Source organism: Paenarthrobacter sp. AMU7 (assembly GCF_041200195.1).
Lineage (GTDB): Bacteria > Actinomycetota > Actinomycetes > Actinomycetales > Micrococcaceae > Arthrobacter.
In genome coordinates this window covers 3071306-3084840 of record NZ_CP165735.1, presented here as the reverse complement: position 1 = coordinate 3084840, position 13535 = coordinate 3071306, and the positions used below count along the sequence as shown (strand labels likewise).

Sequence of the window (13535 nt, the reverse complement as noted above, 5' to 3'; positions counted from 1 at the left end):
AATTGGTGCTAGGACCGGTTTGCTGTATGGAGCGGCGTCACCTTGACCACGCTGATGGCGGCAGTGGATGTGTCGTCCGGATCGTTGGTGCCGTTGGAATCGCCGCCCCCGGCCTGGACGGGCTTCTCCGTTTCCTCTGCGTCGGCAGTTGATCCCGGGGCAGTTGTTCCCGCCTGCGCCGACTCCAGAGACCGCTCCGGGGACGTGGCAGACGTCCCGGGGATGGCTGCCACCGTAACCGTTGGTTCGGCGTTGGGAATCGCTACGACACTGACGGGAGGGTTTTGGCCTGCTGAAGTGGCGGCAGCCTGCGCATCGGCAGCCAGGATTTCAGCGGCCTCATTCTCGGCGGCCTGCGCTGCTTCTTCGTCACGCCGCGCTTGCTCGTCAATGTCAGCGGAGAGTGTCTGAAGCATTGACTCTGCCTCCGCCGTCATGCTCTGGTGCCCGGCAGCCATAGCCTTGACCAGGTACTGGGCCAAGGCGAATTCGGCCAACAAAGCTGCCCGCCGGAGCAAATGAACGTCGGGCTTCTCACGGCGTGCCTGGGTGTAGTGGTTCAGGACGGCCTCAACGAACGACGCTTCGTTCGATGCCACCAGCCATGCGAAGTCGTCGGCGGGATCACCAATCCGGAGATCGGTCCACCCCGTCAGGGCAGTCACGGAGTCATCCTGCACCATGAGGTTGTCTTCGTGGAGGTCACCGTGGACCACCGAGGTATTGAACCGCCACAGTGCAACGTCTTCCAGGGCGTGCTCCCAGCGCCGGAGCAGGGTGGCAGGAATCTTGCCAGTGGTTGCCGCCTGGTCCAGTTCATTGAGCTTCCGCTGCCGGAACTCGTTGGCAGAGTAGCTGGGCAGGTCCGCGTTGGTCACCAAGGTCAACGGGAGGTCATGGATGGCAGCCAGCGCTGAGCCGATCTCCCTGGCAAGGGCGGGACTGCCGGCAGATAGCTCGTCAATGGAGAGCATCGCACCGTGCAGGTGGGTGTAGACAAAAGTGGTGAGGTCGCCCTGGCGCACAGTGCCGGCAATGGTTGGCACGTGGAAGGGCAACTCTGCGCGAATGGACGGAGCGAAGGCGCGCAGCACCATGAATTCGGTTTCCAGCCGGGTGCTGGCCTCCGGATGGCGCGGTGAACGGACGCGCCAGCGTTTGCCATCCGCGTCGAGCAGCAACGCCGAGTCGAAGTCGGCGTCGTCGTCGGGGGAAAAGGCTGTAGCCGTCGGCGCCAGGCCAGGCACCGCCGCGGTTGCTATAGCGGCCAGTTCGAGCGGTGTTCTTCTCACCTTCTCAACGGTAGATTGAGTGGGGCCTGTGGCCATGATGCAGTGCGGCGAGTCTTCAGATCCGCCGTAAAACAGGGCATTTTTGCAGGCGATGGACGCCCGGCGGGGTGCATCCACAAGGGGGGACCCTCCCAAATGTTATTTGTCGGTACGAATCAGTACGGTAGATACATGAGCTATACGGAGTCACCGGCGCTGGCCAACCACCTGATGGAGACCGTTCTTCCAGTGCGCCCTGCCATGGTGGATCGTGGCTCCGGGGTCCGGGTTAAGCCCGGCATGGTGGAGGACCTCCTGGCTTCCGGCACGGCCCAAGCCATGGTTATTTCCCAGCGCAAGGCACTCGTGACCGCTGATGGACTGTGGTTCGGGGACGCCACGTCCCTGTGGAATGCCCTCAAGGGAGCAAATCCCGGTTCCACCGCGGCTGTTTACCTGGGCATCACATTGGAATCGTCTTCGTTGCCTGAAGGAACGCCTGTCCTGTTGTTCACGGTGGCGGAACCACCGGTGCCGGGCACCGCTACGGTGCCCGCGGATGCCCAATGGGCGGGTTTCAGGGAAGTCGCCGGGCGATTGGACGCCAGCGATACTGCGCTGTTCATCGAGGCCAGCGCAATCTCCAACTGGCACGCGACGCACACGCACTGCCCGCAATGTGGCCATCCCACGGACATCGAGGCCGGCGGATGGGTACGTCGGTGCCCCAAGGACAATTCAGAGCATTACCCCCGGACGGATCCCGCGATTATTGTCACGGTAGTGGGTCCGGACGGCCGCCTTCTCCTAGGCGGTGGGGGCCCCACAGACGCCAGGAATTACTCGACGCTCGCGGGCTTCGTGGAACCTGGAGAATCGCTGGAGCAGGCGGTTGTCCGGGAAATCGGGGAAGAAGTAGGTGTGCGCGTGTCGGCATGCCAATACCTCGGTTCACAGTCCTGGCCATTTCCCGCATCGCTGATGCTGGGCTTCACCGCCACCACTGAAGACTCGGTGGCCCGGCCGGATGGCATTGAAGTCACCAGGGCGCGCTGGTTCAGCCGTGAAGAGCTGCAGGCAGCCGTTTCCAGCGGAGAGATCACCATTTCCTCGCGCCTCTCCATTGCGCGTTCACTGATTGAACATTGGTATGGCGGCATTATCGAAGACCTCCAGCCGTGACCGAAGACGTTTTCGACGCCGGTGGTTCACTGGAGGAACGCATCCTCGGTGGCTTGGATGAAGAACAGCGCGAAGTAGCAAGTACCTTGACGGGGCCCCTGTGCGTTCTCGCGGGAGCGGGCACAGGTAAGACGCGTGCCATCACCCACCGCATCGCGTACGGGGTCCACTCCGGCGTTTACAGTCCGCAGCGGTTGCTCGCCGTAACTTTTACAGCGCGTGCCGCTGCGGAGATGCGCAGCAGGCTTCGGGACCTTGGTGTGGCGAATGTCCAAGCCCGCACGTTCCACGCAGCCGCCCTGAGGCAGTTGCAGTTCTTCTGGCCCCAGGCCATCGGCGGTACGTTGCCGAATCTGTTGGACCACAAGGCCAATATGATCGCGGAGGCTTCCCGCAGGCTTCGGCTCAGCACCGACCGCGCAACCATCAGGGATCTGGCCGCAGAAATCGAGTGGGCCAAAGTGTCCATGCTCACTCCCGCCAACTACCTTGAAAACGCCCAGGACCGCGGAACGCCCGGCGGTTTTGACCTGACGGCGGTATCCAGGGTTTTCCAGGCATACGAGGACATCAAGACTGACCGGAACGTCATCGACTTCGAAGACGTCCTCCTGATCACAGTAGGTATCCTCCAAGAGGATCCAAAAGTGGCGGCAACGGTCCGGGAACAGTACCGCCACTTCGTAGTGGACGAATACCAGGACGTCTCCCCGCTGCAACAGCGACTCCTGGACCTGTGGCTCGGAGGCCGGAACGAGTTATGCGTGGTGGGCGATGCCAGCCAGACTATCTACTCCTTCACGGGTGCCTCACCCAAGCACCTGTTGGGGTTCAAAGCGCAATTCCCGGACGCTACTGTCGTTAAGCTGATCCGCGACTACCGGTCCACCCCGCAAGTGGTGAAGTTGGCCAACGACCTCCTCGGGTCCCGGCGAAGTGGTGGGCCCGTCGCGGATGCTGCCTGGGCGCCGCCGCTTAAACTTGTGGCCCAGAGGCCGGCCGGTCCCGAACCGCGCTTCATGGAATGCCCGGATGACGAGGCTGAGGCTGCAGTGGTGGCCGGCCGGATCCAGGAACTGCTTGATACCGGAATCAAGGCCAGCGAGATCGCGATTCTGTTCCGCACAAACGGCCAGTCCGAAGCGTATGAACAAGCACTCGCTTCAGCCGGCATCGGATACCAGCTTCGTGGCGGAGAGCGATTCTTCGCACGCAAGGAAGTCCGCGATGCCATCCTCCAACTGCGCGCCGCAACCCGGGCCGTCGCCGAGGGGCCGCAGGAGCCGCTGGGGCAGATCGTTCGGGACATCGTCGCGTCGCTCGGTTATACCGACGCCGCGCCGCACAACGGGGGTGCGCTCCGTGAACGATGGGAATCCTTGGCAGCATTGGTCGCTTTGGCAGATGAACTGGCCGTCAGCCGTGGCGAGGCTTTCACGCTGGCCGAATTCGTCAACGAACTCCAGGAACGCTCGGTAGCCCAGCACGCACCCACCGTCCAAGGGGTCACCCTTGCTTCTCTTCACGCCGCCAAGGGACTGGAATGGGATGCCGTGTTCCTGGTGGGCCTGAGCGAAGGACTAATGCCCATCTCCTTCGCAGACACCCCGGAAGACGTTGATGAGGAGCGACGACTGCTCTACGTCGGTATAACCCGGGCACGGGAACATCTGAACTTGTCCTGGTCAACGGCCCGCACACCGGGCGGCCGTGCCAACCGCAAGCCATCGAGGTTCCTTGACGGACTTCGCCCCAACTCAGTGGCGTCCGCAAACGCCCGCAGCAAGACAGGTCCCACTCGCCGGAAAGCCGCCGCACCGGCGTCGTGCAGGGTGTGCGGAACCATGCTCGCCAGCGGTGCCGAACGTAAGGTGGGACGTTGCAACCAGTGCCCGCCGTCCTATGAGGAACAAACCTTTGATGCGCTCAGGCAATGGCGCAAGGATGAAGCGAAGTCCGCCGATGTCCCTGCCTATGTTGTTTTCACTGATGCAACTCTCACTGCCATCGCCGAGGCCAAGCCATCGTCATTGGAGGAGTTGGCCGGTTTGGCAGGAATTGGGCCGTCCAAACTCGAACGCTACGGCGAAGCGGTCCTGGCGGTCCTGACCGAGAGCACCGAGCTCTGATGGTGCGCCGATCGGCTGCGGATGCTGACGTTCCCCTGGTCACCGACGACGGCGCTCCCGTGGTCGTGCGCCGATCAGCCAGGCGGCGCAGGACGGTCGCTGCTTTTTGGGAGGATGGCAAAGCCGTTGTTGCCATCCCGGCCAGCTTCACCAAATCCCAGGAACGGGAGTGGGTCCACCGCATGCTGGCCAAGCTGAAGAAGCAGGGCGAGCGACGGTCAGGCCAGGGCAGTCGCCGCCCGGCGACAGACGAAGTCCTCGCGGAGCATGCCGCGCATCTTTCGCGGACCTATTTGGGCGGGCGGGCCGTCCCGACATCCGTTCGTTGGGTCAGCAACCAGAATTCGCGATGGGGTTCTGCCACTCCGGCGGACGGCACCATCAGGCTTTCCAACAAGCTTCAGTCCATGCCGCAGTGGGTTATCGACTACGTTCTGGTGCACGAGCTTGCGCACTTGCTGGTGGCGGGGCACAACGCCGACTTCTGGAAGCTGGTGGAGTCGTATCCTGAGACGCAGCGCGCAAAGGCCTTTCTGGAAGGTGTTGCCTTTGCCACCTCAAGGGGTCTTCCGCCGGATTCGAACCCGGCACCGGATTCAGGGGCTTAACGCAGCAACGGCCACCAGGTAGGTGGCGGCCGTTGCTACGTAAAGCTCCCGGGGGCTCGCCTACTTAACCGGGCCCTCAGTGTCCGTGTCATCTTCTTCGGTTTCCTTGTCAGGGGTCTTCCCCGCAGCATCGCCCTTTTCCGGGGCATCCGGGGCATCAGCATCCCCGGCCTCGTTGGTGTCATAGCCGCCGCTGAGCAGCTTCTGCAGGGCATCGTCAACTTCGCTGTCGCTGGCTTCGGCCAAACGGCGGCGTTCGGAGAAGCCCTTGGGATCGTCCAGGTCTTCACCGGTGGGCAGCAGATCCGGGTGGTGCCAGATAGCGTCACGGCCGGCAATGCCGCGTTCTTCCTTCAGCGTTGCCCACAGCGTGGCGGCCTCCCTGAGCCTGCGGGGACGCAGCTCCAGGCCAACAAGGGATGAGAACGCGTGTTCGGCCGGGCCACCCGTGGCGCGACGACGACGTACGGTCTCGCGGAGGGCGGTGGCAGAAGGAAGGACCTTGTCCGTGGCCTCCGCGGTGAGCTCGTCCACCCAGCCTTCAACCAAGGCGAGGGCGGTTTCGAGCTTCTCCAGGGCGGCCGTCTGCACCGGGGTCCGTTCCGGGGTGAATACACCCTGCGAGAGCGCTTCCTGGATTCCCTCAGGGTTGCTGGGATCAAGGTCGCGGGCGAGGTCTTCAATACGGGACATATCTATGTGGATCCCTCGGGCGTAAGCCTCAATGGCGCCCAGAAGGTGGCCACGCAACCACGGAACCTGGACGAAAAGCCTGGCGTGCGCCGCTTCACGGACGGCAAGGAACAGACGGACGTCGTTCTCCGGGAGGCTGAGGCCTTCACCGAATTTGGCGACGTTGGCTGGCAACAGCGCCATTTCCAGGTCAGCCAGAGGAACACCGATGTCGGTGGAGCTGACAACCTCGGCCGAGAGCGCACCGATGGCCTGCCCCAGCTGCATGCCGAAGATTGCGCCACCCATGTTCTGCAGCATCGACGAGGCACCGCCCATCATGGACTTCATTTCCTCGGGCATTTGCTGGGTGAGGGCAGTGGACAGGGCGTTGGCGACGCTGTTGGCAACGGGTTCGGTCAGGCGCTTCCACGTACCGAGAGTCGCCTCCACCCACTCTGCCCGCGACCACGCGCGGCCGATCAGGCCGGTTGCTGAAAGATCGGTCACGGGGTCCAGCCAGAGTTCCGCAAGCCTGAGGGCTTCGTCGATCTCACGGGCCTGCACGGCGTTCACTGAGGGATCGGTGCTTGCCGCTGCAACCCGTCGCGCATTCTCATGGGCAAGCTGCCAGTTCACGGGGCCCTCGGAGGTGGAGCTCATCATGGCCTGGACTTGCGCAAACATCTGCTGGAGCAGTTGGGGATCGTTGGGCAGGCCGGCTGCCTTGGCAAGCTCGGCGGGATCGATGTTGCCCATGCCCTGGCCGCCCATCAGGTTCTGCAGCATTTCTGCCAACGGATCCTTGGGAGTGTCGTCGTCGTTGGACGGGTTGTTGGGGTTGGATGTCATGGTGCCGCCGATCGTCGAACTGGCTGGTGATCTCTTTCACCGTACCCCGCGGCCGTAGCGCTGTCTGCCCGGATGCGGCGTCGTTCGCTGTAGGCAAAGCAGCCCGCCAACGCCGGACCGCGTAGTGTTGATGTTTGGTATGTGCAGCTGCCGTCTTCGGTGGCAACAGCCATGTAACCGGTCACGCAATGCCGGCATAGAGAGGCCTCAATGCTAACTTCGCCCAGCCCCGAGGGCTCATTGGATCCGCGTCAAACGTCCGACGCCGATCCCTCCTCAGTGCCTTCGGCACCGCCCCGCGACACCAGGTACATGATCATGGTGATCTCAGGCCTTTTGGCACTGGGACTCGGCATTGGCGCTGCCGCCCTGCCGGTTCCTTACGTGATTGAGTCAGCGGGGCCTACGTTCAACACTTTGGGCAAAGACGGCGATAAACCCGTTATCAAGATCTCCGGACGCGAATCCTTTCCCGCCAATGGCAACCTGGATCTCACCACCGTGGTCATGACCGGCGGTCCAAAGAGCCCGGCCACTATCTTTGACGTGTTCCGTGCTTGGTTGGACAGTTCCAAAGCTATTTATCCCGAGGAACTGATCTACCCCAAGGGCACCACCGCTGAACAAACGGTTCAAGAGGGTGAGATCGCCATGGAGACCTCCCAGGAGAATGCGTTCGCCGCCGCATTGCGGGAGCTGGATATCCCGTTTGAGCAACGGCTGAATGTCGCCGGACTCTCGGAAGCTTCACCCTCAGCCGGGAAAATCCAGGAGGGCGACCTCCTGAAGTCCATCAACGGCAAAGCCATTACGTCCATGAGCGTGATCCAGGCCGAGTTGGCTGCTGGTGCAGGGGCGCCGGCCGAGGTGGTGGTCGAGCGGAAGGGGGCTCTGGTGACGGAAACCATTACGCCCACCAGGAATTCGGCCGACCGCTATGTCCTGGGTGTGCTCCTGGCCAGTGACTTCACATTCCCGTTCGATGTCAGTATTTCCTTGGAGAACGTGGGTGGACCAAGCGCCGGAATGATGTTTGCCTTGGGAATCATCGACAACCTCGCCCCGGGAGACCTGACTGGCGGCAAACACGTCGCCGGCACCGGAACCATCACAGCCGATGGCGCCGTGGGTCCCATCGGTGGGATAGCCCAGAAGATGATCGGAGCACGGCAGCAGGGGGCCACCATGTTCCTGGCTCCGGCCGCCAATTGTGCTGACGTCGTGGGCCATGTTCCCGATGGTTTGCAGGTGGTCAAGGTCGAAACCCTGGCCGATGCCACCGCCGCTGTGGAACGGCTCGGTTCGGGAGACGACACGACGGGCCTTCCCACCTGCACAAACAACTAGACTGGCGGTGGAACTTAGCTCCACCGCCACTCGTGGCATATATGACGGCCTCCGCCATATCCCAGCGGCAGAGAATGTCAACCACTCGCATACCGACTGTTCACTGACACCAATGAGGTACAGAGTTTGTCCCGTCCCGCCAGCTCCAACCCGCCCGGAAGATCACCGCTGAGACGAGGTGCCCTGACGCCGACGCTCATTGTCGTGGCAGTGGCCGTCGTCGGGTTCATTTTCTTCGCCAATGTGTGGACCGACGTCCTCTGGTACCAGCAGCTTGGTTTCTTCGAAGTGTACATACGCGAAAACCTGGCCAGGATCATCACGTTCCTGATCGGTTTCGCCATGATGTTCGCTGCTGTGTTCTTCGCCATCAGGATCGCGTACCGCTCCCGCCCCGTTTATGCCCCGGATGCCGAGTCGCGGGATAACCTCAACCGCTACCAGGCCCAGCTTGAGCCTGTACGCCGGGTTGTCATGATCGGCCTGCCCATCCTGTTTGGCCTGTTTGCCGGCAGCGCGGCGGCCAGCCAGTGGCAGAAGGCCTTGCTGTTCTTCAACCAGGAGCCATTCGGGCAGACAGATCCGCTGTTCAACCTCGACATCAGCTTCTACCTGATGTCGCTTCCCTTCCTGGGCTTCGTCACGGGCTTCCTGATCAGCATCGCCGTAGTGGCCGGTGTCGCCGGAATCCTGACCCACTACCTTTACGGCAGCATCCGCCTGATGGAGCGCGGTATTTTCACCAGCCGCGCAGCCCAGATCCACATCGCTGTGACCGGTGCACTTTTCCTGATCCTGCTGGGTGTCAACTTTTGGTTGGACCGTTACACCACGGTGCAGAGCAATTCCGGCCGCTGGGCCGGTGCACTGTACACGGATGTCAATGCGGTAGTTCCCACCAAAGCGATCCTCGCGGTTGCCGCGGGACTTGTGGCCATTCTGTTCATCATCGCCGCGGTCATCGGACGCTGGCGCCTGCCGGTCATCGGTACCGCCATGTTGGTCATTACAGCCATCCTGGCCGGCGGTGTCTATCCGTGGGTTATCCAGCAGTTCCAAGTACGTCCCTCGGAAAACACGTTGGAGAAGGAATTCATAGACCGAAACATCAAGATGACCCGGGCCGCGTATGGCCTGGACCAGATTGATGTCTCGGCCTACAACGCCACCACCACAGCCACGACTGGGGCGCTCGCTGCAGATGCGCAAACCACTGCGAACATCCGCCTTCTGGACCCGAACCTCATTTCTTCAGCGTTCGCGCAGCTGGAACAGTATCGCCCGTATTACCAGTTCCCCCAGACCTTGAATGTTGACCGCTACATGGTTGACGGCAAGGTTCAGGACACAGTCATCGCAGTTCGCGAGCTGAACCCGGATGGCCTGAGCGCCAACCAGCAGACGTGGGTCAACAGGCACATTGTCTACACGCACGGTTACGGTGTTGTGGCTGCCAAGGGCAACAAGTTCACCGCTGATGGAAAGCCGGAGTTCCTGCAGTCCGGCATTCCGTCAAATGGTGTCCTCGGCAATGACACCACCTACGAGCCCCGCATCTACTTTGGCGAGAACTCTCCCGAGTACTCCATCGTGGGAGCGCCTGATGGTGCGCCGAACCGTGAGCAGGACCGGCCAGCAGGCAGGGAAGGCGGGGGAGAGACCCAGTACACCTTCAGCGGCAATGGCGGTCCCAACGTTGGAAACTGGCTCAACCGGATCCTCTACTCCATCAAGTTCCAGTCTTCGGACCTGTTGCTTTCCGATGGTGTCAACGCTGAGTCCCAGATCCTGTACGAACGCAATCCCCGTGAACGTGTCGAGAAGCTCGCCCCGTACCTGACTGTTGACGGCAATGCGTACCCGGCCGTTGTCGATGGTCGAGTGAAGTGGATTGTTGACGGTTACACCACCAGCCAGTACTTCCCGTATTCGCAGCCGCAGCAGTTGCAGAACGCCACTGCCGACTCGCAGACCAGCGCTGGCCGCACGGTTGCCTTGCCGAACAGCTCGGTCAACTACATCCGCAACTCGGTCAAGGCCACTGTGGATGCCTACGACGGTTCAGTAAACCTCTATGCATGGGATGATCAGGACCCCATCCTGAAGGCTTGGCAGAAGGTCTTCCCGACCGTTATCAAGCCCTACTCGGAGATGTCGGGCGACCTCATGAGCCACGTTCGGTACCCGGAGGATCTCTTCAAGGTCCAGCGTGAGCTTCTCGGCCGGTACCACGTGACGGATCCGGACAGCTTCTACCAGAACAATGATGCTTGGAGCGTTCCGAACGATCCCACTGTTTCCGAAGCCGTCAAGCAGCCGCCGTTCTACATGTCGCTGCAGATGCCTGACCAGGAGAAGCCTGCCTTCCAGCTGACATCGTCCTTTATTCCACAGACGGTCAACGGCAGCGCGAGGAACATCCTGTACGGCTTCCTTGCTGCGGACTCTGATGCCGGAAACGTCAAGGGCGTCAAGGGGGAGAGCTATGGAAAACTGCGGCTCCTGGAGCTCCCTACCGATACCCAAGTCCCTGGGCCCGGCCAGGCACAGAACAAGTTCAACTCCGATCCCACCGTGTCACAGGCGCTGAACCTCCTGCGGCAGGGAGCCTCGGACGTTCTGAACGGCAACCTGTTGACGCTGCCCGTGGGTGGCGGTTTGCTGTACGTGCAGCCCGTCTACCTGAAGTCCACCGGTGAGACGTCCTACCCGACGTTGCAGCGCGTGCTGGTGGCGTTCGGTGACAAGATCGGCTTTGCGCCAACCTTGGACGAGGCCTTGGACCAACTGTTCGGTGGCAACTCCGGCGCTACCGCCGGCGATGCCGACAACAACGGCCAAACGCCCACCTCACCTCCGGGCACCACGCCGCCGCCGGCTGGTCCCACTGATGCCAAGGCTGACCTCAAGGCAGCGCTGGACGAGGCCAATAAGGCGATCGCGGACGGCCAGGCCGCCTTGGCGAAGGGCGACTTTGCCGCTTACGGCGCCCAGCAGACCAAGCTGTCCGAGGCACTGAAGAAGGCCCTGGATGCGGAAACCCGTCTGGGCGCCACGGCGACTCCTTCGGCAACACCAGAAGCCAGCCCCAGTGCCACACCGTCGCCTTCTCCGAGCAGCTAGGCCTGGCGAAAAAGGCGACTGATATGGGCCGGTGCCCGCTCCTTTCGGAGCGGTCACCGGCCCTTTCAGTTTGGGGAGACGCACATCACGCAGCCTGGATTTGGTCTCCCATTCACCGGACGGTAATGTTGTTCTTGCGACGCGGGGTGGAGCAGTTCGGTAGCTCGCTGGGCTCATAACCCAGAGGTCACAGGTTCAAATCCTGTCCCCGCAACTGGAGAAAGGATCCGGATCAGTACTTACTGATCCGGATCTTTTGTTTCCCCGGAATCCTGTGAAATCCACTGTGCCGACGTGTCCTCTGGGAGGGGTAGCGGTGGTCAACGCAGATCGACTGGAGCCCTAAGGCGCGGAAGTGATCTGCGGCACCATTGCCGCCATATGGTCAGAAGCACCCTGAAGGGTGCGGTAGAGTTGATCTTGCGACGCGGGGTGGAGCAGTTCGGTAGCTCGCTGGGCTCATAACCCAGAGGTCACAGGTTCAAATCCTGTCCCCGCAACTGGAGAAAAGATCCGGATCAGTTTTTACTGATCCGGATCTTTTGTTTAAGCGAAGTGCGTGATGACGGGTGCTAGCATCAGATCCGGATTTGCTGAGGCAGGAAAGGGGATGGGACGGACCCAATGGTCAATGAAGACGTCAAGCCGGGCCTCACCCGTGAAGTCCTTCAGAGGGACGGTCCCGTTGCTGTCTACCAGCAGGTGGCTGACGTTTTGGTGGACCAAGTCAGCCGGCTGGAGCCAGGATCCCGGATACCTACGGAAGAGTCCCTGATGGACGAGTACGGCATCAGCCGCACCACAGTCCGGAAGGCGATAGAAACGCTCGTGGTCAAAGGACTGTTGGTTCGCAGGCAGGGCAAGGGAACGTTCGTAATGGCCCAACGCCCGGTAAAAATGCTGAACCGCCTGGCTCCTTTCATGGAGACGTTCACGGCGGCGGGGATGAAGACCGTCAAAGGTCTTATCGAATACAAATGGATGGAAAAGGACAAGTCAGTGCCGGCAAAGCTGGTTTCTGATGACAACCTTGTCCTGGTGATCCGCCGATCGTATTCAAGTGCCGGCTGGCCGTATGCCATTGCGGAGATCTTCATCCCTTCGCACATCGGGCGCCATATCAGCCTTGCGGATGCCGAACGAAATTCCATCTATCAGGTTATTCAGGACAGGACACTGAAGCCGCTCCAGCGGGCGGAAATCACCGTGACCATGCATGAGCCCCCGGAGCACCTCGCAGACGCGCTCAACGTCCGTGGCTTCCCCATGGTGCCCCGACTGGAGCGGACCACGTTGGGCCCACACGGCGAGGTGCTGGAATGCACGGTGACCTACTTCCACCCGAAAGGGTTCGAGATCCGTGCTGAAGTGGCTACCGACGTAAGCCCTGGGCAGGATTCCGTGGTTCAAACTGCGGCGGGTTAGGTAAATGCCATCAGAGAAAATGGGCCGGATCCTTTGGAGGATCCGGCCCATTGGCTTGGTTCAGCGGTACATCACGGGCACGTGCCCGATGCGAGCTAGAGCTTGTCGAAGTCAGCTTCGTCGACGGTGGAGCCAGTTGTAGCGGCAGCACCGGCGCCGATGGCCGGCTTGGAACCGCCGGACTTCAATGCTGCAAGGCGAGCCTCGATCTCCGTCTGCTCTCCAAGGTCTTCCAGCTGGTTGAACTGGGCGTCGAGGCTGGAGCTGGCGAGCTCCTGCTGGCCCAGGACCTTGGCCTCTTCGCGGCGGATCTTCTCTTCGAAGCGGCCTACCTCGCTGGTGGGATCCATGATGTCAATGCTCTTGAGGGCATCGTGTACCTGGGACTGCGCGGCTGCGGTCTTGGAGCGTGCCACAAGTTCGTTGCGCTTGGCAGTGAGCTGGTTCAGCTTGCCCTTCATCTGGTCGAGCCCGGTCTTGAGCTTGTCCACTACCTCAGTCTGGGATGCGATGCTCGGCTCAGCTGCCTTGGCCTCGGACTCCGCGGTCATCTGGCGCTGGATGGCCACCTTGGCAAGGTTGTCGAACTTCTGGGCATCCACGGTGTCGCCGGCGGCGCGGTACTCGTCGGCCTTCCGGGATGCCGCAAGGGCCTTGTTGCCCCAGTCCTGGGCGTTCTTGATGTCCTCGTTGTAGTCCGCCTGCAACATCCGGAGATTACCGATGGTCTGGGCCACGGCTGATTCGGCCTCGGCAATGTTGTTCGTGTAGTCGCGGACCATTTGGTCCAGCATCTTCTGCGGGTCCTCAGCCTGGTCCAGCAAAGCATTGATGTTTGCCTTGGCGAGCTGTGAGATCCGACCGAAAATGGACTGCTTAACCATGGTGTTGCCTTTCGTCCTGCTCAGTGGTGCCACTGAAATCAG

At 61.5% G+C, this 13535-nt stretch carries 9 protein-coding genes and 2 tRNA genes; 8 read left to right on the top strand and 3 right to left on the bottom strand.

Features of this window, described 5'->3' with window-relative positions; all coding sequences use genetic code 11:
* Window positions 1-8: 8 nt before the first annotated feature.
* Window positions 9-1292: a macrolide 2'-phosphotransferase gene (locus ABQM86_RS14150; protein ID WP_369744724.1), complete on the bottom strand. Its 1284-nt coding sequence runs from the start codon at window positions 1290-1292 to the stop codon at window positions 9-11.
* A 171-nt stretch (window positions 1293-1463) separates the two neighbouring features.
* Between ABQM86_RS14150 and nudC the strand changes: the two genes are divergently transcribed.
* From nudC to ABQM86_RS14135, 3 genes are read left to right on the top strand one after another with little or no spacing between them, the layout of a single operon-like run.
* The gene (gene nudC, locus ABQM86_RS14145) at window positions 1464-2453 is read left to right on the top strand and encodes an NAD(+) diphosphatase (RefSeq protein ID WP_369744723.1); all 990 of its coding nucleotides are present in this window, start codon (window positions 1464-1466) and stop codon (window positions 2451-2453) included.
* Window positions 2450-4582 (top strand): ATP-dependent DNA helicase UvrD2, encoded by a 2133-nt coding sequence (locus ABQM86_RS14140; protein WP_207594064.1) that lies wholly within the window; start codon window positions 2450-2452, stop codon window positions 4580-4582. The genes nudC and ABQM86_RS14140 overlap by 4 nt, the downstream gene beginning before the upstream one ends.
* Window positions 4582-5190, top strand: a complete 609-nt coding sequence (locus ABQM86_RS14135) for a YgjP-like metallopeptidase domain-containing protein (RefSeq protein ID WP_337339773.1) — start codon at window positions 4582-4584, stop codon at window positions 5188-5190. The genes ABQM86_RS14140 and ABQM86_RS14135 overlap by 1 nt, the downstream gene beginning before the upstream one ends.
* A 60-nt stretch (window positions 5191-5250) precedes the next feature.
* Here the strand turns inward: ABQM86_RS14135 and ABQM86_RS14130 are convergent, their stop codons facing one another.
* Window positions 5251-6714 (bottom strand): zinc-dependent metalloprotease, encoded by a 1464-nt coding sequence (locus ABQM86_RS14130; RefSeq protein ID WP_369744721.1) that lies wholly within the window; start codon window positions 6712-6714, stop codon window positions 5251-5253.
* Between the two features lie 210 nt (window positions 6715-6924).
* On the opposite strand from ABQM86_RS14130, the gene ABQM86_RS14125 reads away from it, so the two are divergent.
* The 5 genes from ABQM86_RS14125 to ABQM86_RS14105 all read left to right on the top strand — a co-directional run bounded on the left by ABQM86_RS14125 (window position 6925) and on the right by ABQM86_RS14105 (window position 12609).
* Window positions 6925-8061, top strand: coding sequence for a PDZ domain-containing protein (locus ABQM86_RS14125; RefSeq protein ID WP_280623150.1), 1137 nt, complete (start codon window positions 6925-6927; stop codon window positions 8059-8061).
* A gap of 126 nt (window positions 8062-8187) precedes the next feature.
* Window positions 8188-11184: a UPF0182 family protein gene (locus tag ABQM86_RS14120; protein WP_369744719.1), complete on the top strand. Its 2997-nt coding sequence runs from the start codon at window positions 8188-8190 to the stop codon at window positions 11182-11184.
* Window positions 11185-11324: 140 nt separating this feature from the next.
* A tRNA-Met gene (locus ABQM86_RS14115) sits at window positions 11325-11398 on the top strand.
* A 212-nt stretch (window positions 11399-11610) separates the two neighbouring features.
* Window positions 11611-11684 (top strand) — tRNA-Met (locus ABQM86_RS14110).
* Between the two features lie 124 nt (window positions 11685-11808).
* The gene (locus ABQM86_RS14105; protein WP_369744718.1) at window positions 11809-12609 is read left to right on the top strand and encodes a GntR family transcriptional regulator; all 801 of its coding nucleotides are present in this window, start codon (window positions 11809-11811) and stop codon (window positions 12607-12609) included.
* Between the two features lie 95 nt (window positions 12610-12704).
* Here ABQM86_RS14105 and ABQM86_RS14100 read toward each other — a convergent pair whose 3' ends face one another.
* On the bottom strand, window positions 12705-13493 hold the full coding sequence (locus ABQM86_RS14100; protein WP_207594058.1) for a PspA/IM30 family protein: 789 nt from the start codon (window positions 13491-13493) through the stop codon (window positions 12705-12707).
* Window positions 13494-13535 lie beyond the last annotated feature (42 nt).